The sequence below is a fragment of the Streptosporangium sp. NPDC049376 genome, from assembly GCF_044466505.1.
Lineage (GTDB): Bacteria > Actinomycetota > Actinomycetes > Streptosporangiales > Streptosporangiaceae > Streptosporangium.
The window spans coordinates 550,199-566,715 of the sequence record NZ_JBITMT010000003.1; the positions used below are offsets into that span (position 1 = coordinate 550,199).

Here is a 16,517-nt window from a genome sequence, read left to right on the forward strand (position 1 = left end):
GTCCACCTTCGCGCGGTCGGCGTGTCCTGAGGAGGCGCCTGGACCGCGCGTCGTATGCGGGCGCCGGGAAGGACACGCCTTCACCGCCCATGAATGGCGGGTCGCGGACGGGCGCGGGACAACGCCCTTCACCGGTGAACTCGGCAGTCGGGACCGGAGTCGGTCCCGGTGAACGACAAGGGCGATTAGCCGAGCCTCGGGGCGGTATTCGACCGTGGAATACACCCACGATGTGCCCGGCCCGTTCCGGGGGTATTCCGTTGTTCACTTAGCCCAATCCAATTCATGATCTTAAAGGCCCGTGATTCGGGTTCCCGCGCGGATCGGGATCAGTTGTTTCCGGGCCTCTCGGTCCTGTCGTTCCTGGAAAGTCGTAGGCCGGTGAACGTCGGTCTTCCTGGCCCTTCTCGCAGCGGATCGATTTTCGGACGGGCCTTTGCCGTCATGGGCCGGATGTCAGGATGGACCGGCGGATAACGGAGATGTAGAACGAGGGTGCTCCGGCCCGGAGCCGGACGAAAATCGCCCCGGTGCGCGTGAGGAAAACGCACCCGGCACCCCCCAGGAGGATCAGTGAAACGTAGCCGGTGGGCGGCTTGTCTGCTCGCTCTTCTCGTATCCCTGTTATCGGTTCAGGGAGTCACCAGTACGTCTGCCTCGGCCAAAAACCTCAGGAACTGCACGCAGATCGAATGGTGGGGCAGAATCCTGGACTGCCTGGAGATCCCTGTTCTGGTGAACAGGTGGTGCCCTGGATGCCCGCCCCCGCCCTGCCTGACGACCTGCCCGCCGGAGTGGGCGATCGCCTTCCGTACGAGCCGGGTGCTGCCGGTGAGCCAGGAGTTCCAGTACGTCGGAGATCTGACCCGGGGGTTCGCCACTCTGCACGAGGCGAGGGGGACCAGCAACTCCAGGCTTCGCGCCGAGGCGCTGGAATACTTCCGATCCGCCGTACGGGCGCTCTACGGCGCGTCGGTGACCGTGAAGCAGGTCGGACAGCTCGATCGGGCCAACGGTGTCCTCCAGCCCGTCTCCGCGCCGTGGCTGACGGCCGCCGCCATCGACGTCACCGACGGCCTGCGTGAGCTGGCCGGAGGCGGTGGCCAGGTACCGCCGTCGCCTTCGGCGGCGATGGCGCAGTTCGACGAGGCGTACCGGGAGTTCGTGCTCCAGGTTCCCATAGGTAACTGAGGTGTGTCCCGGGCTCCGGCGCCGCCGACGCCGGAGCCCGCCTCACCGCCCTGGCGAAGGTGGCGTGGTGGGTTCGAGCCCCCTGCTGATCCGGGCGCGCAGGGAGTGCAGGGCCTGCCGGAGTTCGGCCGGTTCGATGTCCGTGATGTCGGCGTCGAAGGTGAGGAGCAGTCCCGCCAGCCCCGGCCATGACCACGCGCCGAGGGTGAGCCGGCACGTGGCCTCGGTGTCGTACTCGACCGTCGATCCACCGGGGGCGAACCTGGCGACGGTCGAGGCGGGCAGGGCGAGGACGGCCGAGCCACGGCACTGCCATTCGGCGGCGGCGTCCCCGCGGTCGTGCGCGGTCATGACGAAGGCGACGGGATCGCCGTGCGGGATGTCACGCCGGACGAAGGGGGTGTGCGTGGGCGTGTGCGGCGTGAAGCGGTCCACGCGCATCGCGCGCCATCGGTCGGCGTCCGGGTCGAAGGCGACCAGGTACCAGCGCGCGGCCCAGACCACGAGGTCGTGCGGCTCCAGTGTGAGCGTGACGGGTTCGCCGTCGCCGGTGTAGTCCACGCGGACGAGGTGCCGCCGGTTGATCGCGCTGCCGACGGCGCGGACGATCTCGGCGTCGATCGGTGGCGCGGGGAACTCCCAGTAGTTGCGGGCCGAGGAGACGGTGAACGCCTCCGCGTGCAGGCGGCTGCGCGCGGGCATCGCCTGGTGCAGCGTGGCGAGGGCACGGGCCGCGTTCTCGCGGATGCCGGACAGGACCGTCGGCACGGTCTGGAGCGCGACGGCCACGGCGACGGCCTGGTCCTCGTCGAAGACGACCGGTGGCAGGCGGGTGGCGTGGCCGAGCCGGTACCCGCCGCCCGCTCCGCGGACGGCCTCGATCTCGTACCCGAGGTCCCGGAGCGTGTCGATGTCGCGGCGCACGGTTCTCACCGACGCCCCGAGCCGGGCGGCGAGTTCCTCGGCGGTCAGGGTCGCGCCGATCCCGAAGATCGACAGCAGCTTGAGCGCCCGCGCGGAGGTGGTGGCCATGATTCTTCGATTCTCCCCCCGATAGCGGCCACTCGATGGCAACTACGCCGACGACGGTGGTCGACATGACCCATTCCCCGAGCCCCCGAAAGGGCATTCGCACCATCGGGGCCGTTCCGGCACCCGTCTCCGGCGCCGCGCTGCTGGTGGTGCTCTTCGGTTCCTTCATGGACCTTCTCGACGCGACGATCGTCACCGTCGCGGCCCCGGCGATCGCCGAGGACCTGGGTGCCGGCGACGCCCAGATCCAGTGGACGATCGCCGCCTACGCCCTCGCCCTGGGCGCGGGCCTGATCACCGGTGGACGGCTCGGTGACCGGTACGGCCGCAGGCGGCTGTTCATGATCGGACTGGCCGGGTTCATGGTCACCTCGGCGCTGTGCGCGCTGGCCGCCGATCCGGGGGCGCTCATCGGCATGCGGGCCGGGCAGGGACTGACCGCCGGGATCATGGTCCCGCAGGTGTTCGGGATCATCCGGGCGTCGTTCGCCCCGGCTGAGCGTGCCAAGGCGTTCGGCGCCTACGGAGCGGTCCAGGGCCTCGCCTCGGTCGCCGGCCCGCTGCTGGGCGGGCTGCTCGTCGACGCCGACCTGTTCGGCCTGGGCTGGCGCACGATCTTCTGGATCAACGTGCCCGTCTCGATCCTGGCGCTCGTCGTCGGCGCGAAGGTCCTGCCGGAGTCCCGCTCCGCCTCGACCGCCCGGCTGGACCTCCCCGGCGCGCTCCTGGCGGCCACGGGCATCCTTCTCCTGCTGCTGCCGATCGTCCAGACCGAGGCATGGGGATGGACCTGGGGCAGCTACGCCCTCCTGGCGGCCGGAGCCATCGTGCTCGCGATCTTCCTCGTCCACGAGCGCCGCCTCACCGGACGCGGAGACGAACCCGTCTTCGACCCGGCTCTGCTGCGAATCCGGGCCTTCACGGTCGGCCTGGCCGCTTCGGTGCTCTTCTTCGGCGGCATCGGGTCGTACTTCCTCACCCTCTCGGTCTACCTCCAGAACGGAACCGGCCGGACCGCGTGGGAGACCGGCCTGGTGATCCTTCCGTACGCGCTCGGTTCGATCGTCACCTCCGGCCTCGGCGTCGCCCTCGCCGCCAGGGCGGGCAGAACGCTCCTGGTCACCGGCTCGCTCACCGTCGCGGCCTCCCAGCTCGTCCTGTGGTCCTTCGTCAGGGACGGAGACGATCCCGGGTACTGGCTGCTCGCCCTCGCGCTCCTCATCGGTGGCCTCGGGCTCGGTCTCGCCGCGCCCATTCTCGTCAACGTCGTCCTCGCGGGAGTCCCCGGACGCGACGCGGGCGCGGCGGGCGGGGTGCTGTCCACCGTCAACCAGATCGGCGGCGCCGTCGGCATCGCCGTACTCGGCACGGTCTTCTTCACCTCCGTCACCGGTTCGGCCACCGGAGCACCGGGGTTGCCCGAGTACGGCCACGCGCTCGGCGTCGTCCTGATCGTCTCCGCCGCGCTCTACCTGGTCACGGCACTCGTGATGCTCGCCCTCCCGAAAACCACGGTCGAGCACGCCGAGTAGGAAGCCCACGCGGGACGTTCGGGGCGCTCGGGTCAGCCGCAGCAGCCGCCGCCCTGGGAGGTCCCGGCGGTCGCGCTCACGGTGGCGAGGGGAAGCGGGGTGGACAGCAGGCCGCCGCTGATCCCGGTGGCCAGGCCGACCCGCTGTTCCTGGGCCTCGGCCAGGCCGGAGGAGCACACGCCGGTCTCGGGCAGGTCGAGCTGGACGTCCCGGGCGGCCTGCCAGTCGCCGGCCAGCGCCGCGACCACCGAGCGGGCCTGCTCGTAGCCGGTGGCCAGCAGGAAGGTCGGGGCACGGCCGTAGCTCTTGACCCCCACGGCGTAGTAGCCGTCCTCCGGGTGGGCCAGCTCGTCGGCGCCGTGCGGGGGCACCGTGCCGCAGGAGTGCGCGTTCGGGTCGATCAGCGGCGCGAGGGCCCGGGTGGAGCCGAGGACCGGGTCCAGGTCGAGGCGCAGCTCACCGGCGATGGTGTGGTCGGGGCGGTAACCGGTCGCGCTGACGATCCGGTCCACCGTGACGCTCCGCTCGTGGCCGGACGGGTCACGGCTGATCACCCGCACCCGCTCACCGTCGCGTTCGACGGCGTGGGTGAAGAAGCCGGTCACCAGGCGGATGCGGCCGCTTTCGACGTGGGCGTGCAGGCGGGTGCCGAGCGCCCCCCGCGCGGGCAGCGCGTCCGCCTCGCCGCCGCCGTACGCGCGGGTGGCGTCGCCCGCGCGGATCGCCCAGGTGATCGGGGTGTCCTCCAGCTGGGCGAGGGCGAGCAGTGTGGTGGCGGCCGAGTGACCGGCGCCGACGACCAGGACGTGCCTACCGGCGTAGCGGTCGCGGTCGGCGCCGAGCACGTCGGGCAGCGCGTGGTCGACCAGGTCGGCCGCGTCGGCCTCGCCGTGCGCGGGCAGGCCGGACGCGCCGAGCACGTTCGGGGTGACGTAGGTGCCGGAGGCGTCCACGACGGCGCGGGCGTGCAGTTCGCCGCCGTCGGCCAGGCGGACCAGGAACGGCGCCCGCTCACGACCGGCGGTGTGGACCCGGTCGTAGCCGAGCCTGCTGATCGCCGTCACCTTCGCGCCGGTACGGACTCGGTCACCGAACAGCTCGGCCAGCGGTGCCAGGTAGTCCTCGATCAGCTCGGCCCCGGTCGGCAGCCACTCCGGGTCGGGGGCGTTCCAGCCGTCGGCCTCCAGCAGACGGCGTGCGGCCGAATCGATGTCGTACTTCCACGGGCTGAACACCCGGACGTGACCCCACCGGGCCACCGACGCGCCCACCCGCTCGCCCGCCTCCAGCACCACGAAGTCCAGGCCCCGCTCGGCCAGGTGAGCCGCCGCGGCCAGCCCGACCGGCCCCGCGCCGATGACCACGACGGGCAGGTCATCGAGCCGTACGGCCTGGCGACTGGCCTCCAACTCGACGGTGGCGGGACCGCAGCATCCACTCATGGCGCCTCTCCTCATCGTTCACACGGGCCGTACCGGTCCGCGCTGTTTCGAAGGATGTCTAAGTAGCTTCGTCGGCAGGATGCCCCACGACTTAGAAGTATGTCAAATTAGAGGTGTGTCTAATCAGAAGGCGCGTGAAGGCGGTGCCATTCAACCCCGGGTGCGCGGATGGCGGGTGAGCGCGGCGACGACCCGGCGGGCGTCGGAGCCGACTCCGCGCAGGGTGTTGGAGGAAGGGGTGCGCTGCCACTCCAGGCCCAGGTAACCGAGGCCGGGGTGGGTCAGGGACCGGCCGTGGCGCTGGCGCGGGTGTCCGTCGGCGGTCAACGCGCCCAGATCGGCGAGGTAGGACAGGTTCGGCCGGTAGCCGGTGGCCAGCAGCACCGCATCGACGCGCTCGCGCCCGCCGTCGGGCCAGACCACGTGATCGCCGTCCAGCCGGGTGAACATCGTCCGCCGCGCGTAGCGGCCCTCGCGCAGTGCCCGGCGGTAGCGGCCGTCGTCGAGTACCGGTGAGGCGGGCGGAGCCTCCGCGCGGGCCAGCGGCAGCCGGTCGAACCCGGTCGCCCGGAACCAGAAGTGCAGGTCCCGGCCCAGTGGGCGCTGCTCGACGAAGCGGATCGGCGCTCGGCCGGCCAGCGTCACCCGGCGCTCGGCGGCAAGCTCGTGGGCGACCTGGACCGCCGAGTTGCCCGCCCCCACCACGACGACGCGCTCGCCGGGCAGCGACGCCGGGCGGCGGTAGTCGGCGACGTGCAGCACCGGGCCGGTGAAGGTGTCCAGGCCGGGCAGGACGGGGCGGTGCGGGCGGTCGAAGGAGCCGGTGGCCGCGATCAGGGCCGGGGCGGTCAACTCGCGGCCGTCGGTCAGGCGCACGAGGAAGCCGCGCTCGCCGTGCTCGTTGGAGGGGCGGACGGCCTCGACGCGGGCTCCGGTGCGCAACTCGGCGCCGCGCTCGGCCAGGGCGGCGGCGTAGCGCTCCAGGTAGGCGACGACCTCGTCGCGGCGCGGGTAGCGCTCAGGGTCGCCGTCGAAGGCCATTCCGGGCAGGCTGCTGTAGCGGGCGGGCGAGAACAGGGCGAGGCTGTCGTAGTAGCGCGGCCAGGATCCGGCCGCCCGGTCCGAGGACTCCAGCAACACGGGCCGCAGCCCCTGCTCCAGGGCGGCGTGTGCGGCGGCCAGGCCGGACTGCCCGGCCCCGACGATCAGAACGTGGTCGTTGTCGACAGGCATGCCGCAGAACGTACCGTCATTTCATAATATGTCAATAAGTGGGTATGAGGGTAGGGTGCGGGACAGGAGGGAGCAGGAATGGCCGAGACCACGACATCACCAGCCACACCGACGGACGCGACGGCAGGGGAGGAGGCGGGGGAGACGTGCGCGCCGCAGCTGCCGCAGGCCGCCCAGGATTTCGTCAAGGCCCTGGCCAACCCCGGCCGCCAGCAGATCATGCTGCTGTTCGCCCAAGGCGCCGAGCTGTCGGTCAACCAGGTCGCCGAACGCGCTGGCGTCAGCCAGTCCGCCGCCTCCCAGCAACTGGCCCTGCTGCGTCGCGGTGGCATCGTCACCTCCCGCCGCGACGGCAAGGAGGTGCTGTATCGAGGCGATCGCGACGGTGTCGCCCGCATCCTCGGCGACCTGCAGAACTACCTGAAATTCTGCTGCTGACCGCCCGTCGTCGGCGGCGAGCTCATCCGGCCGGGCCGGTCTGGAAGGGCACGGTCGACAGCCCCATCACGCGTGCAAGACTCCGGCGCCGTGTGGGTGCCGGGGTCTCCAGGAGTGAAGACGTTCAGGCGTCGAAGGCGCCGGTGTTCACGCGGCCGACGAACGAGCGCCACTGGGCGGGGGTGAAGGCCAGGGCGGGGCCGGAGGGGTCTTTGCTGTCGCGGACGGCGTGTCCGCCTTCGGGCAGTGAGGCCACCTCGACGCAATCGCCTCCATCTGCGCTGCTCAAGGAGGACTTGCGCCAGGTGAGGTTCTGGGTCTGGGTGCGATCCACGGTTTTCCTCACTTCAGTTGTTCGGCCAGATTCATCATGCGCGCCATCGAGGCTTCCGCTGATATGGCGCTCCCTCGTACGTGTTGGGTTCCTGGTCCTCACTGTGCGAGCGGCCCATCGCACGTGCAAGACCCCGGCGCCGTGGGTGCCGGGGTCTCCAGGAGTGAAGATGCTCAGGCGTCGAAGGCGCCGGTGTTCACGTGGCTGATGAATGAACGCCACTGGGCGGGGGTGAAGGCGAGGGCTGGGCCGGAGGGGTCTTTGCTGTCGCGGACGGCGACCAGGCCGGGGAGGTTGGTGGCGACCTCAACGCAGTTGTCGTCGGCGCCGCTGAGGCTGGACTTGCGGAATCGGGCATCTGCCAGACGAGGGTCAGTCATAGTCACTCCTCACCGCGGCGATAAGGTCCGCGGACTGCTCGGGGGACAGCGCCATCGCAGTGAGGCGCTCGAACGTCAGCATAAGACGATTCACCGAGGCGGCAGCTTCGAGGAACAAGTCCCCACCCGGTGAGCCGGTGTAGCCGACGTTGGGGTCCTCCGGGTCGAAGCTGAGCACCGAGAAGGAGCCTTGCAGCCCGAGATACAGTCCAGCCGAGGCAGGTACCACCTGGATCGTGACATTAGGTCGGTCCGTGATCTGGAGAAGCTCGTCGAGCTGGACGGCCATGAGTTCTGCCGGGTTGGCTTGGCGGCGGATGGCGCCTTCGTCGATCAGCGCATGGAACGTCGGGGCATTCGCTCCCAACAAGGTGATCTTCCGTGTCATGCGAGCGGCCACACGACGCTCCAGTTCGTCCTTTTCCAGTGTTGGCCGACCTCCATGGATGATGGTGCGGGCATACCCCTCGCTCTGGAGAAGCCCGGGGATCAGTAGTGGCTCCCACGTGCGGATGGCCGTGGCTTCTGCTTCTAACACCACGTAGCTTCCGGCCAGGACGTCGGAGTACGCCGTCCACCAGCCACGCTGGCCCGCATCCTTGCAGAGCTGGACAAGCCCGGCTTTTGTCGTGGAATCGGTGCCGTACAAATCGCATATAGCCGCGACGTCCGTTGTGCTCGGCATGGTTCGGGCGTTCTCCAGCCGATTGAGTTTCTGTCTGCTCCACCCGAGCTGTTTCGCTGCGGTCTCCGGCAAAAGCCCCGTCTCTTCGCGGAGTTTTCGCAGCTCGCGGCCTAGTCTGCGGTGTCTCACCGTAGGGGACTTGAGAACCATGGCGCCAAGTGTGGTGTGCCCTTGAGAAAAAATCCAGTGAGCAGCACTTGCTTGCGTGCGCTGCTCACGTCATTATTGCCTCGTGAGATCCACCACAGTGAGTGAGGTCATCATGACAGAAACGCACGGATCGCCCCTCGCTAACCGTGCGTCAGGGGCGGCAGGCGTTCTCCCCTGACGGAGGAAAGTCGGCCGTCAGGGGAGACAAGCACACCTCAGTCGCTCTTCCGGCCGGGGTAGCTGACGAAGGTTCCGATCTGGGGGACCGTGTAGACCAACCCCTGATCGCGAAGGTAGGCCACCACCTTGCGGGCCGTGGTCCTGGCGATGCCGAACTCCTGCACCATCTGCGCCTCCGATGGGACCAGGTGTCGAGGCTGGTACTCCCCGCTGTGGATCCTGCTCTCCAGGATCTCGACCACCTGGATCCAGATCGGGCGATCGGGCTCGTAGTCATGCACGAGACGAACGTAGAGATGTATCTACGCGCCATCTCATGTGACTACGGCTACTGACGGATCTACATGAGTAGATACGAGTGCAGACAAGAATCCGAACCTACAAGCGATAAAAAACATCCGAAGCGTAAAAAACGGACCTGCCCGGCGTTGCGCCGCCGGAACAGGTCCTTGATCAGGAAGGTGTCTCCTGACGTGAGTAAGAGTAGTGCTCCGGCTCCCGGCCGGAACACGTGCGACTGTTTCGCCGGTGCCGTGCCGCTGCCCATGGGGTGTGCTCGGTGCGGGCATTCCCCCTACGCCCACGGCTGTTCCGCCCAGGACGGGCATGAGTACGTGCAGCCGTCCGGGGTGTTGATGGACGCCCGGCTGCAGGCTCGGCGTGCGTACGGCCCGCAGGTTCTTCCGGCGCCTCGGCCTCCGGTGGAGGTCGCGCCGGGGGAGGTGGTTCCGCTGGTGCCCGGTCAGTGTCGTCCCGATCCTGATCCTGAACCGGGGGCGCCCGCGATGGTTCCGGCCGCGAACGCCGTACCGGCTGGTCCTGCGGAGGCGGCCGACGGGACGCCGGTGTCCCCAGGCGATCTCGTCGCCGTTCCGGAGCGGGTTCCGAACGTGGATAAGCCGGTCGTCACTCCGGAGCGGGGGCCGGAGGCCGCGTTCATCGCGCCTGCCCGGCCGTCGCCGCCTCGACGAATCCGGCATCCCGCCCCCGGCGTTCCCCGGGCGGGGATCTCCTGGGCGAGGGTGCGCCAGCCCGGCCACTCCGGCGGTGTACGGCCCGCGAGCGGCAGGCCGTACCGGGGCGGAGACCGATGTCCCGTTTCCCGCGCTCGTGTTCGGGTTCCGGCTGTTTCTTGTCCCGCAGGGCAGGCCCGTCTGGCGATCACCCCGCCCAGGCACGCCTCTGATCGGATCACGGAGGTCCAGATCATGCAGCACACCCCCGACCGTCCGGTGATCCCGGGCTGGCGGTTGCTCATCAGCAGCGCGGGCCGGTTCTGGGCCTTCCGCGACCGGCCCTTCCCCCGCCTCGCCGTACGGGCCGGAGCGGAGTCGGCCGTGGACGCCGACACCTTCGAGGAGGTCCAGGCCGTCATCGCCGCGCAGGAGGAGAAGGCCCGCACCGTTGTTGAGGGGGTGCCCTCGTGACCGGACGGCACCGCGACGGCCAGCCGTACGAGCCGGTGTACCGGAGAGTGTGGGACGGCCCGGCGAAGGCGGAGGCCGAGCGGATCGACCAGGCGTGGGCCGACTGGACCGTCCTCTACAGCCTGGGACGGCGCAGCTTCTACGCGGTCGCCGCCTGGGGCGGTTCTCGGCCGGTCATCGTCGAGGACCCCACCGGCGACGGGTTGGAGGAGCGGATGCGGGAGGCCGAGATGATCCGGGCGACGAGACCTGCTCCGGCGCCGGTTCGGCGCAGGAGGGGTGGGGCCGGTCGTCCGTCTTCCGGGGCACGGAACGAGGAGCCCGGTGGGGAGACGGTGCCCGCCGGAGGACGTTCGCCGGACGGGAGGGCCGCGTGATGCCGACGGCCCGGGTGCCTCGTCAAGGGGCCGAGTTCTCCGATCGAGCCTGTGACACCGTGCAACAGGCTCATCCCGGCTGGCTGGTCTTCCACAGCTCGCGGTCCGGCCTGTGGAGCGCCTACCGGGGCGCCCTGCCCGGCAGGCCGTGTCCCGGAGACGTGCTGTTGGTGCGGGCGGAGTCGGCCGAGGAGTTGGACCGCAAGCTGGCCGCCCAGGCGTCTCCGGCGGTGCCGCCGAGCATCCGGGCCGTCGCCGTCGCCCGTGCTCTCCAGAGCGCTCGGGCCAGGCAGTCCGCCCGGATCTCCCGGGCCGTTCAGGCCGTTGGGCCAGGCCGGTCCACGGCGTTGCGCGGGTTGCTGCGCTCCTGAAGCCGGTACGGCGGGCGGAGGAACCTCATCCGCCGTACCCCATGAACGTGCGGCTCAGGTAGGAGGGACCTGGGCCGCACACCCTCGCAAGACGGCTCCCACACACGCCGAGCGTGTTGGGGAAGGGGGAGCCGTCTGGCGCACCGGCCCCATCCGTGGGGCCGGTCCTCCTCCAGGGTGCCCGGCCGCATGCTCCCCGGCTCGGGGCCGGGCACCCGCCCCGCGAAAAGGGTCGAAGCCCTGACCTCACGGCCCGAACGACGTGTGTTCCCTGCCCGCCTCCGAACCGGGACGACCATGACCGACTACGAACGGCGCCTGATCGACCTGCTCATCAGCACCCACCCCGCCTGGCGGTACGAGGAACACGACCTGCCCGGCCTGCCCCGGTGGTGGGCCGTCCGCTACCACCCCCTGCGGCCCGACCAGCGCAGAGCCGGAGCCAGGGACGTGCTCGGCCGTACCACCCTGCACCGGCTGGCCAGAGCGCTGGCACGCCACGACCAGATCCTGCACACCCTCCGCTACTGAGACCCCCAGGAGTTCCCCATGGCCGCCCTCAAGGCCGTCGCCCCCGACGGCACCTTCACCACCGGACCGGACACCGTCGAACGACTCCTCACCCCCGGCGAGGTCGCCCGCATCTTCGGCGTCGACCCCAAGACCGTCAACCGGTGGGCCCTGACCGGCCGCATCCCCTCGGTGCGAACCCCCAGCGGCCAACGCCGCTACCGCCAGAGCGACATCGGCGCGCTGCTGAACGGGTAGGCCCGCCGTACCACCAGGTCACGTTGAGGCTCCGCGACCCCGACGACCGTGGTGCGGGGGATCCGGGCATCGTGGAGCAGTCGAGCACGCCGAGTGGAGGACCCGTCCACGCACGGCTGACCGGTCGGCGAGTCCGTTTTGTCGCGCTGTCCGAGCACCGTCCCAAGCCCAATGCGGGCAGGCCGTGACGACCCGGCGGACTTCCTCGACACGGAGATCGGGGAGACAATGGGGCCGCGCAGATCTCGTCCAGAGAAAGCGGCTCCGATGGACTTTCGCGACGACGTGGACCTCGACGCCTCCCAGGTCGAGGACGTCGGTGGCGGTGGCGGCGGGTTCCCCGGCGGGGGGCTCATGGTCGGCGGCGGTGTCGTCGGTGTGATCGTGCTGGTGGTGGCGGCGCTGTTCTTCGGGATCGACCCGGCGGCGCTGCTCGGTGGCGGTGACGGTGGTGCCGGTGGCGACGGAGGGGCCCGGCGCCCCGCGACCTCCGGCTCCGACCTGGGCGCCGAGTGCCGCAAGGGCAGCGACGCCGACCAGTCGGACAGGTGCCGGGTGGTCGGCGTGGTCAACAGCGTGCAGGCCTACTGGCGTGAGGCGTTCACCGAACGCGGCAAGGGCGCCTACCGCAACGCCAGGACCATCCTGTTCACCGGGGGAGTGAACACCGGCTGCGGCCAGGCCAGTTCGGCGGTCGGCCCGTTCTACTGCCCGGCCGACAGCCGCGTCTATCTCGACCTGGGCTTCTTCGGCGACCTTGAGAGCCGTTTCGGCGCCAGGGGAGGTCCGTTCGCCCAGGCGTATGTGATCGCCCACGAGTACGGTCACCACGTGCAGAACCTGATCGGCACCTCACGACGGGTCGGCGACGACCGCAGGGGGGCCGAGAGCGCCTCGGTCAGGCTGGAGCTCCAGGCGGACTGCTACGCGGGGGTGTGGGCCAAGCACGCCGTCGAGACCGGCTTCTACACCGGCCCGTTCACCGCCGCCGACATCCAGGAGGCGCTGGACGCCGCGGCGGCCGTCGGTGACGACAGGATCCAGCGGCGCACCCAGGGCAGGGTCGATCCCGAGGGCTGGACACACGGCAGCGCCGAACAACGGATGAAGTGGTTCACCACCGGCTACCGAACGGGAGCCCCCGCCGACTGCGACACTTTCTCCGGCGCCCTCTGAGAGCCGTCACTCCACCGGTCGCAGGGCGTCGGCGGCGGCTCTGACGAACGCGCGAACGAGCGGAGTCTCGTCCGAGGTACGCCAGACGAAGGCCCACCGGGAGCGGGGGGCGTCCCGGATGGGGACGAAGGCCAGGCTGGGCCATGGGTAGAAGTCGACCGCCTCGGCGGTGACCCCGGCGGTGGCCTGGCCCGAGGAGACGACACTGAGTGCCTCCTGCCAGGTGGTGACCTTGGGGCCGCGGCGGACGGGGCGGCCGGAAGGGGTGTGCCGAGGGTTGAAGACCTCCTCCATGTGGAGGGGGATCGACTGGCCCTCGACCACGACGCAGTCGCCGAGATCCTCAAGACAGATGCTGTCCCGTCCCGCGTAGGGATGGTCGGCGGAGACCATCAGCATCACCTCGGAGGTGTGCGAGACCGGTCCGACGGTCAGCTCGGGCTCGCGGATCGGCAGCCACAGGTAGGCCACGTCCAGCTCGCCCGACTTGATCAGGTCCAGGGGGGAGGCCGGCTGGATCTCGCGGTGCTGGAGGCGGGCGTCCGGGTGGCGGGCCAGGAACAGGTCGAGAACGTTCTTGATCCGCAGGGAGTACGGGCCGGTGGTGCCGAGGGTCAGTGTTCCCGCGGTGCCGTCGGCGGCGGCCTGAGCGGCCGCGATCCCCTGCTCGATCTGCCGGTGGCCGCTCTTGAGCGCCTGGTACAGCTGCTCGCCGAGCGGGGACAGGCGCACGACTCGGGTGGTGCGGTCGAACAGGGGCGCGCCGATACGCCGTTCCTGCTTTTTGATCGTCTGGCTGACGCGGGCCGGGCTGATGCCCAGCCGCTCGGCCGTACGGCTGAAGTGCAGCTCCTCGGCCGCCACCAGAAAGACCTCGATCTCTCGCATCTCCACGGGCGGCCTCCGGGTTATTTAGTTCAGGGTTAAAAGACGTTATCGGATCCGTCGTTGATGCGACGCTGACGGGTCGGGGAGGCTGGGGTGCGCGGAAAGGCTTGGAGGTTCGGTGCCCGTCGGCTATCTGTTCCCGGTGACGCTCGTCGCGGTCGGCACGCTGTTCGCGCTGCGGCCCGTGCCGTTCTCACGTCCGCTCGGCCGGGTGAGCTACTACTTCGGCCTGGCCGCCAACGAACTGCCGTTCGCGGCCTTCTTCTGGCTCCTGCTGCTCCCGACGGCGCTGGCGTTCGCCGAAGGCGACATCGACTCGGCAGGCGGGTGGGCGGTCGTCGCCCTGGCCGCCGTGACCACGCTCGGGCTCGCGGTCGTCGCCCGTCGCGCGCTCGGGGAACGGGCACGGGTGGAACACGCCCTGGACCAGGGGCTGGGCACCGGATGGCGTGCCGCCCTCGACGCCGACCTCGCCGAAGGGCTGCGGCGCCGTCCCCCGCTGGCGCGCGTCCTGTTCCTGCCCGTCTTCCGGCGCCGCCTGGACGTCCGGCGCGTGGCCAACCTCTCGTACGGCGACGCCGGTCGGCGCAACCTGCTCGACGTCTACCACCACCGTTCGCGCCCGCAGGGCGCACCGGTCATGATCCACCTGCACGGCGGCACCTACTCCGGCGGACGCAAGAACAGCCAGTCGCTTCCCCTGCTCCACCACCTGGCCGGTCAGGGATGGGTGTGCGTCAGCGCCACCTACCGGCTGCGGCCCCAGGCTCAGCACCCGGATCACCTGATCGACCTCAAGAAGGTCATCGCGTGGGTGCGCGAGCACGCCCACGAGTACGGCGCCGACCCGTCGACGCTGTTCGTCGCGGGCAGTTCGGCGGGCGGGCACATGGCGGCGCTGGCCGCTCTCACCCAGAACGACCCCGCCTTCCAGCCGGGCTTCGAGGACGCCGACACCTCCGTGTCCGGCGCCGTCTACCTGAACGGCTGGTACGGCACCTACTTCGGCCAGGGGCCCGAGTCCTCGCCGCTGGCCCACATCACCGCCGACGCGCCGCCGTTCCTCGTGGCCCATGGTGATCTTGACCCGATCGTGCCCGTCTCCGAAGCCCGGCACTTCGCCGGCCGCCTGCGCGAGACCTCGGCCGCCCCCGTCGTCTACGTCGAGTTGCACGGCGGGAACCACGCCTTCGACCTGTACCACTCCTTCCGCTTCGAGGCGGTCGTCGACGCCATCGAGGCCTTCACCGCCCTGGTGAGATCGCGGGAGAGGGCATCCCGGCCCTGAAGCCTGTCGCGAAGGGAGACATGTGCTCCGTGAGGAGTGCCCGGCGCGCCCGGACCTGCGCGGCGGGCGCGCCGGGGTGGGGGTCAGATGTGGAGCTGGGTGCAGACCGACTTGACCTCGGTGTAGGCGTCGAGGACCTGGTGGCCCATCTCGCGGCCCCAGCCCGACTGCTTGTAGCCGCCGAACGGCAGGGCGGCGTCGAAGACGTTGTAGCAGTTGATCCAGACCGTGCCCGCGCGGATCCGGCCTGCCAGGGCGTGCGCCTTGGAGATGTCACGGGTCCAGATGCCCGCCCCGAGCCCGTAGACGGTGTCGTTGGCCTGGGCGGCGATCTCGTCCAGGTCGGAGAAGGGCGAGGCGACCACGACGGGCCCGAAGATCTCCTCACGGACGAGCCGCATCTCCGGCCGCACGTCGGTGATCACGGTCGGCTGGACGAAGTAGCCCTGGTCGCCGTGCCGGTCGCCGCCGGTCACGGTCCTGGCGCCCTCCTGGCGGCCCGAGTCCAGGTAGCCGGTCACCCGGCGCAGCTGCTCGTCGGAGACCAGCGGCCCCATCTGCGTGTCCGCGTCGAGACCGGGGCCGAGCCTGATGCCGCGGGCGATCTCGGCGACCCCCTCCACGACCTCGTCGAACCGGCTGCGGTGCACGAAGAGCCGGGACCCGGCGATGCAGCACTGACCGTGGTTGAAGAAGATCGCGTTCGCCGCGCCCCGGACGGCGAGGGCGGGGTCGGCGTCGTCGAAGACGACGTTGGGGCTCTTGCCGCCGAGCTCCAGGGTGACCTTCTTCAGGTTGCCCGCCGCGGCGTGGACGATCAGCCTGCCGACCTCGGTCGAGCCGGTGAAGGCGACCTTGTCCACGCCGTCGTGGGCGGCCAGCGCCGCTCCTGCGGTCTCGCCGTACCCGGGCAGGACGTTGACCACGCCGTCCGGCACCCCCGCCTCGGCGATCAGCTCGGCCAGTCGCAGGGCCGAGAGCGGGGTCTGCTCGGCGGGCTTGAGGATCACCACGTTCCCGGTGGCCAGGGCGGGGCCGAGCTTCCAGGCGGCCATCAGCAGCGGGAAGTTCCACGGGATGATCTGGGCGACCACACCGACCGGCTCGCGCAGGGTGTAGGCGTGGAAGGTCGAACCCGGCACCGAAAGGGCGATCGTGTTTCCCTCGATCTTGGTGGCCCAGCCCGCCATGTAGTGGAACAGGTCGGCGGCCAGCGGGACGTCCGCGACCCGCGCGACGGACAGGGGCTTGCCGTTGTCCAGGGATTCGAGCTGGGCCAGCTCCTCGGCGTGCTCCAGGATCAGGTCGCCGATCCGCCAGATGATCCGTCCCCGTTCGGAGGCGGTCATCCTGGACCACGGGCCGTGCTCGAAGGCCCTGCGGGCCGCGCGTACCGCCCGGTCGACGTCCTCGGCGTCGGCCTCGGCGACGTGCGCGAGGGTCTGGCCGGTCGCGGGGTCCGGGGTGGCGAAGGTCCTGCCGGACGCGGCGTCGACCCATTGGCCGTCGATGAACAGTTGGTGGGGGCTGGTGATGAAGTCCTCGACGCTCTTGTCCAGGGCCACCGTCATTGGCGTTGGCTCCCTTCCTGTTCGAAGGCGCTCCGCCGGGCCGTGCGTCCGCCC

General features: G+C 70.5%; 19 protein-coding genes. 10 read left to right on the forward strand and 9 right to left on the reverse strand.

Features of this window, described 5'->3' with window-relative positions; translation table 11 throughout:
* The first annotated feature begins 735 nt into the window (after positions 1 to 735).
* Positions 736 to 1,191, forward strand: coding sequence for a hypothetical protein (locus ACIBVQ_RS12435; protein WP_390039583.1), 456 nt, complete (start codon positions 736 to 738; stop codon positions 1,189 to 1,191).
* A 42-nt stretch (positions 1,192 to 1,233) separates the two neighbouring features.
* Here the strand turns inward: ACIBVQ_RS12435 and ACIBVQ_RS12440 are convergent, their stop codons facing one another.
* Positions 1,234 to 2,223, reverse strand: coding sequence for a helix-turn-helix transcriptional regulator (locus ACIBVQ_RS12440; RefSeq protein WP_399177318.1), 990 nt, complete (start codon positions 2,221 to 2,223; stop codon positions 1,234 to 1,236).
* Between the two features lie 65 nt (positions 2,224 to 2,288).
* Between ACIBVQ_RS12440 and ACIBVQ_RS12445 the strand changes: the two genes are divergently transcribed.
* The gene (locus ACIBVQ_RS12445; RefSeq protein WP_399177320.1) at positions 2,289 to 3,755 is read left to right on the forward strand and encodes an MFS transporter; all 1,467 of its coding nucleotides are present in this window, start codon (positions 2,289 to 2,291) and stop codon (positions 3,753 to 3,755) included.
* Positions 3,756 to 3,787: 32 nt separating this feature from the next.
* Here ACIBVQ_RS12445 and ACIBVQ_RS12450 read toward each other — a convergent pair whose 3' ends face one another.
* Both ACIBVQ_RS12450 and ACIBVQ_RS12455 read right to left on the reverse strand, forming a co-directional pair.
* A complete protein-coding gene (locus ACIBVQ_RS12450; RefSeq protein WP_399177322.1) occupies positions 3,788 to 5,197 on the reverse strand; it encodes an FAD-dependent oxidoreductase in 1,410 nt (469 codons plus the stop codon).
* A 150-nt stretch (positions 5,198 to 5,347) separates the two neighbouring features.
* The gene (locus tag ACIBVQ_RS12455) at positions 5,348 to 6,430 is read right to left on the reverse strand and encodes a flavin-containing monooxygenase (RefSeq protein WP_399177324.1); all 1,083 of its coding nucleotides are present in this window, start codon (positions 6,428 to 6,430) and stop codon (positions 5,348 to 5,350) included.
* Between the two features lie 78 nt (positions 6,431 to 6,508).
* Here ACIBVQ_RS12455 and ACIBVQ_RS12460 point away from each other — a divergent pair, with 78 nt between their 5' ends.
* Positions 6,509 to 6,868: an ArsR/SmtB family transcription factor gene (locus ACIBVQ_RS12460; RefSeq protein ID WP_399177326.1), complete on the forward strand. Its 360-nt coding sequence runs from the start codon at positions 6,509 to 6,511 to the stop codon at positions 6,866 to 6,868.
* A gap of 124 nt (positions 6,869 to 6,992) precedes the next feature.
* Here ACIBVQ_RS12460 and ACIBVQ_RS12465 read toward each other — a convergent pair whose 3' ends face one another.
* From ACIBVQ_RS12465 to ACIBVQ_RS12480, 4 genes are all read right to left on the reverse strand, one after another.
* Positions 6,993 to 7,202, reverse strand: a complete 210-nt coding sequence (locus ACIBVQ_RS12465) for a DUF397 domain-containing protein (RefSeq protein ID WP_399177328.1) — start codon at positions 7,200 to 7,202, stop codon at positions 6,993 to 6,995.
* A 173-nt stretch (positions 7,203 to 7,375) separates the two neighbouring features.
* The gene (locus ACIBVQ_RS12470) at positions 7,376 to 7,582 is read right to left on the reverse strand and encodes a DUF397 domain-containing protein (protein ID WP_399177330.1); all 207 of its coding nucleotides are present in this window, start codon (positions 7,580 to 7,582) and stop codon (positions 7,376 to 7,378) included.
* On the reverse strand, positions 7,575 to 8,417 hold the full coding sequence (locus tag ACIBVQ_RS12475) for a helix-turn-helix domain-containing protein (RefSeq protein WP_399177332.1): 843 nt from the start codon (positions 8,415 to 8,417) through the stop codon (positions 7,575 to 7,577). The genes ACIBVQ_RS12470 and ACIBVQ_RS12475 overlap by 8 nt, the downstream gene beginning before the upstream one ends.
* Before the next feature lie 215 nt (positions 8,418 to 8,632).
* Positions 8,633 to 8,878: a winged helix-turn-helix domain-containing protein gene (locus ACIBVQ_RS12480; RefSeq protein WP_352015458.1), complete on the reverse strand. Its 246-nt coding sequence runs from the start codon at positions 8,876 to 8,878 to the stop codon at positions 8,633 to 8,635.
* Between the two features lie 927 nt (positions 8,879 to 9,805).
* Here ACIBVQ_RS12480 and ACIBVQ_RS12485 point away from each other — a divergent pair.
* The 6 genes from ACIBVQ_RS12485 (at position 9,806) to ACIBVQ_RS12510 (ending at position 12,716) form a co-directional block, all read left to right on the forward strand.
* Entirely contained in the window at positions 9,806 to 10,024 is a 219-nt protein-coding gene (locus ACIBVQ_RS12485) for a hypothetical protein (protein ID WP_386196261.1), read from the forward strand.
* Positions 10,021 to 10,401 carry a hypothetical protein gene (locus ACIBVQ_RS12490; protein WP_399177335.1) on the forward strand — a complete coding sequence of 127 codons (381 nt, stop codon included), beginning with the start codon at positions 10,021 to 10,023 and terminating at the stop codon, positions 10,399 to 10,401. The genes ACIBVQ_RS12485 and ACIBVQ_RS12490 overlap by 4 nt, the downstream gene beginning before the upstream one ends.
* Before the next feature lie 59 nt (positions 10,402 to 10,460).
* Complete coding sequence (locus tag ACIBVQ_RS12495; RefSeq protein WP_399177337.1) at positions 10,461 to 10,772, forward strand: hypothetical protein; 312 nt, start codon at positions 10,461 to 10,463, stop codon at positions 10,770 to 10,772.
* Positions 10,773 to 11,069: 297 nt separating this feature from the next.
* Entirely contained in the window at positions 11,070 to 11,303 is a 234-nt protein-coding gene (locus ACIBVQ_RS12500) for a hypothetical protein (RefSeq protein WP_399177338.1), read from the forward strand.
* 18 nt (positions 11,304 to 11,321) lie between these two features.
* The gene (locus ACIBVQ_RS12505) at positions 11,322 to 11,540 is read left to right on the forward strand and encodes a BldC family transcriptional regulator (RefSeq protein WP_352015453.1); all 219 of its coding nucleotides are present in this window, start codon (positions 11,322 to 11,324) and stop codon (positions 11,538 to 11,540) included.
* Positions 11,541 to 11,807: 267 nt separating this feature from the next.
* Positions 11,808 to 12,716, forward strand: coding sequence for a neutral zinc metallopeptidase (locus ACIBVQ_RS12510; protein ID WP_352015452.1), 909 nt, complete (start codon positions 11,808 to 11,810; stop codon positions 12,714 to 12,716).
* 6 nt (positions 12,717 to 12,722) lie between these two features.
* Here the strand turns inward: ACIBVQ_RS12510 and ACIBVQ_RS12515 are convergent, their stop codons facing one another.
* A complete protein-coding gene (locus tag ACIBVQ_RS12515) occupies positions 12,723 to 13,604 on the reverse strand; it encodes a LysR family transcriptional regulator (RefSeq protein WP_399177341.1) in 882 nt (293 codons plus the stop codon).
* Positions 13,605 to 13,722: 118 nt separating this feature from the next.
* Between ACIBVQ_RS12515 and ACIBVQ_RS12520 the strand changes: the two genes are divergently transcribed.
* Entirely contained in the window at positions 13,723 to 14,892 is a 1,170-nt protein-coding gene (locus tag ACIBVQ_RS12520; protein WP_399177343.1) for an alpha/beta hydrolase, read from the forward strand.
* 83 nt (positions 14,893 to 14,975) lie between these two features.
* Here the strand turns inward: ACIBVQ_RS12520 and ACIBVQ_RS12525 are convergent, their stop codons facing one another.
* Positions 14,976 to 16,463 carry an aldehyde dehydrogenase family protein gene (locus ACIBVQ_RS12525; protein WP_362917929.1) on the reverse strand — a complete coding sequence of 496 codons (1,488 nt, stop codon included), beginning with the start codon at positions 16,461 to 16,463 and terminating at the stop codon, positions 14,976 to 14,978.
* Between the last annotated feature and the right edge of the window lie 54 nt (positions 16,464 to 16,517).

Coding starts and splice junctions, on each gene's coding strand:
- ACIBVQ_RS12440 (WP_399177318.1), bottom strand. CDS start 2,223: ATGGCCACCACCTCCGCGCGGGCGCTCAAGCTGCTGTCGATCTTCGGG.
- ACIBVQ_RS12445 (WP_399177320.1), top strand. CDS start 2,289: ATGACCCATTCCCCGAGCCCCCGAAAGGGCATTCGCACCATCGGGGCC.
- ACIBVQ_RS12450 (WP_399177322.1), bottom strand. CDS start 5,197: ATGAGTGGATGCTGCGGTCCCGCCACCGTCGAGTTGGAGGCCAGTCGC.
- ACIBVQ_RS12455 (WP_399177324.1), bottom strand. CDS start 6,430: ATGCCTGTCGACAACGACCACGTTCTGATCGTCGGGGCCGGGCAGTCC.
- ACIBVQ_RS12460 (WP_399177326.1), top strand. CDS start 6,509: ATGGCCGAGACCACGACATCACCAGCCACACCGACGGACGCGACGGCA.
- ACIBVQ_RS12470 (WP_399177330.1), bottom strand. CDS start 7,582: ATGACTGACCCTCGTCTGGCAGATGCCCGATTCCGCAAGTCCAGCCTC.
- ACIBVQ_RS12475 (WP_399177332.1), bottom strand. CDS start 8,417: ATGGTTCTCAAGTCCCCTACGGTGAGACACCGCAGACTAGGCCGCGAG.
- ACIBVQ_RS12485 (WP_386196261.1), top strand. CDS start 9,806: ATGCAGCACACCCCCGACCGTCCGGTGATCCCGGGCTGGCGGTTGCTC.
- ACIBVQ_RS12500 (WP_399177338.1), top strand. CDS start 11,070: ATGACCGACTACGAACGGCGCCTGATCGACCTGCTCATCAGCACCCAC.
- ACIBVQ_RS12505 (WP_352015453.1), top strand. CDS start 11,322: ATGGCCGCCCTCAAGGCCGTCGCCCCCGACGGCACCTTCACCACCGGA.
- ACIBVQ_RS12510 (WP_352015452.1), top strand. CDS start 11,808: ATGGACTTTCGCGACGACGTGGACCTCGACGCCTCCCAGGTCGAGGAC.
- ACIBVQ_RS12515 (WP_399177341.1), bottom strand. CDS start 13,604: ATGCGAGAGATCGAGGTCTTTCTGGTGGCGGCCGAGGAGCTGCACTTC.
- ACIBVQ_RS12525 (WP_362917929.1), bottom strand. CDS start 16,463: ATGACGGTGGCCCTGGACAAGAGCGTCGAGGACTTCATCACCAGCCCC.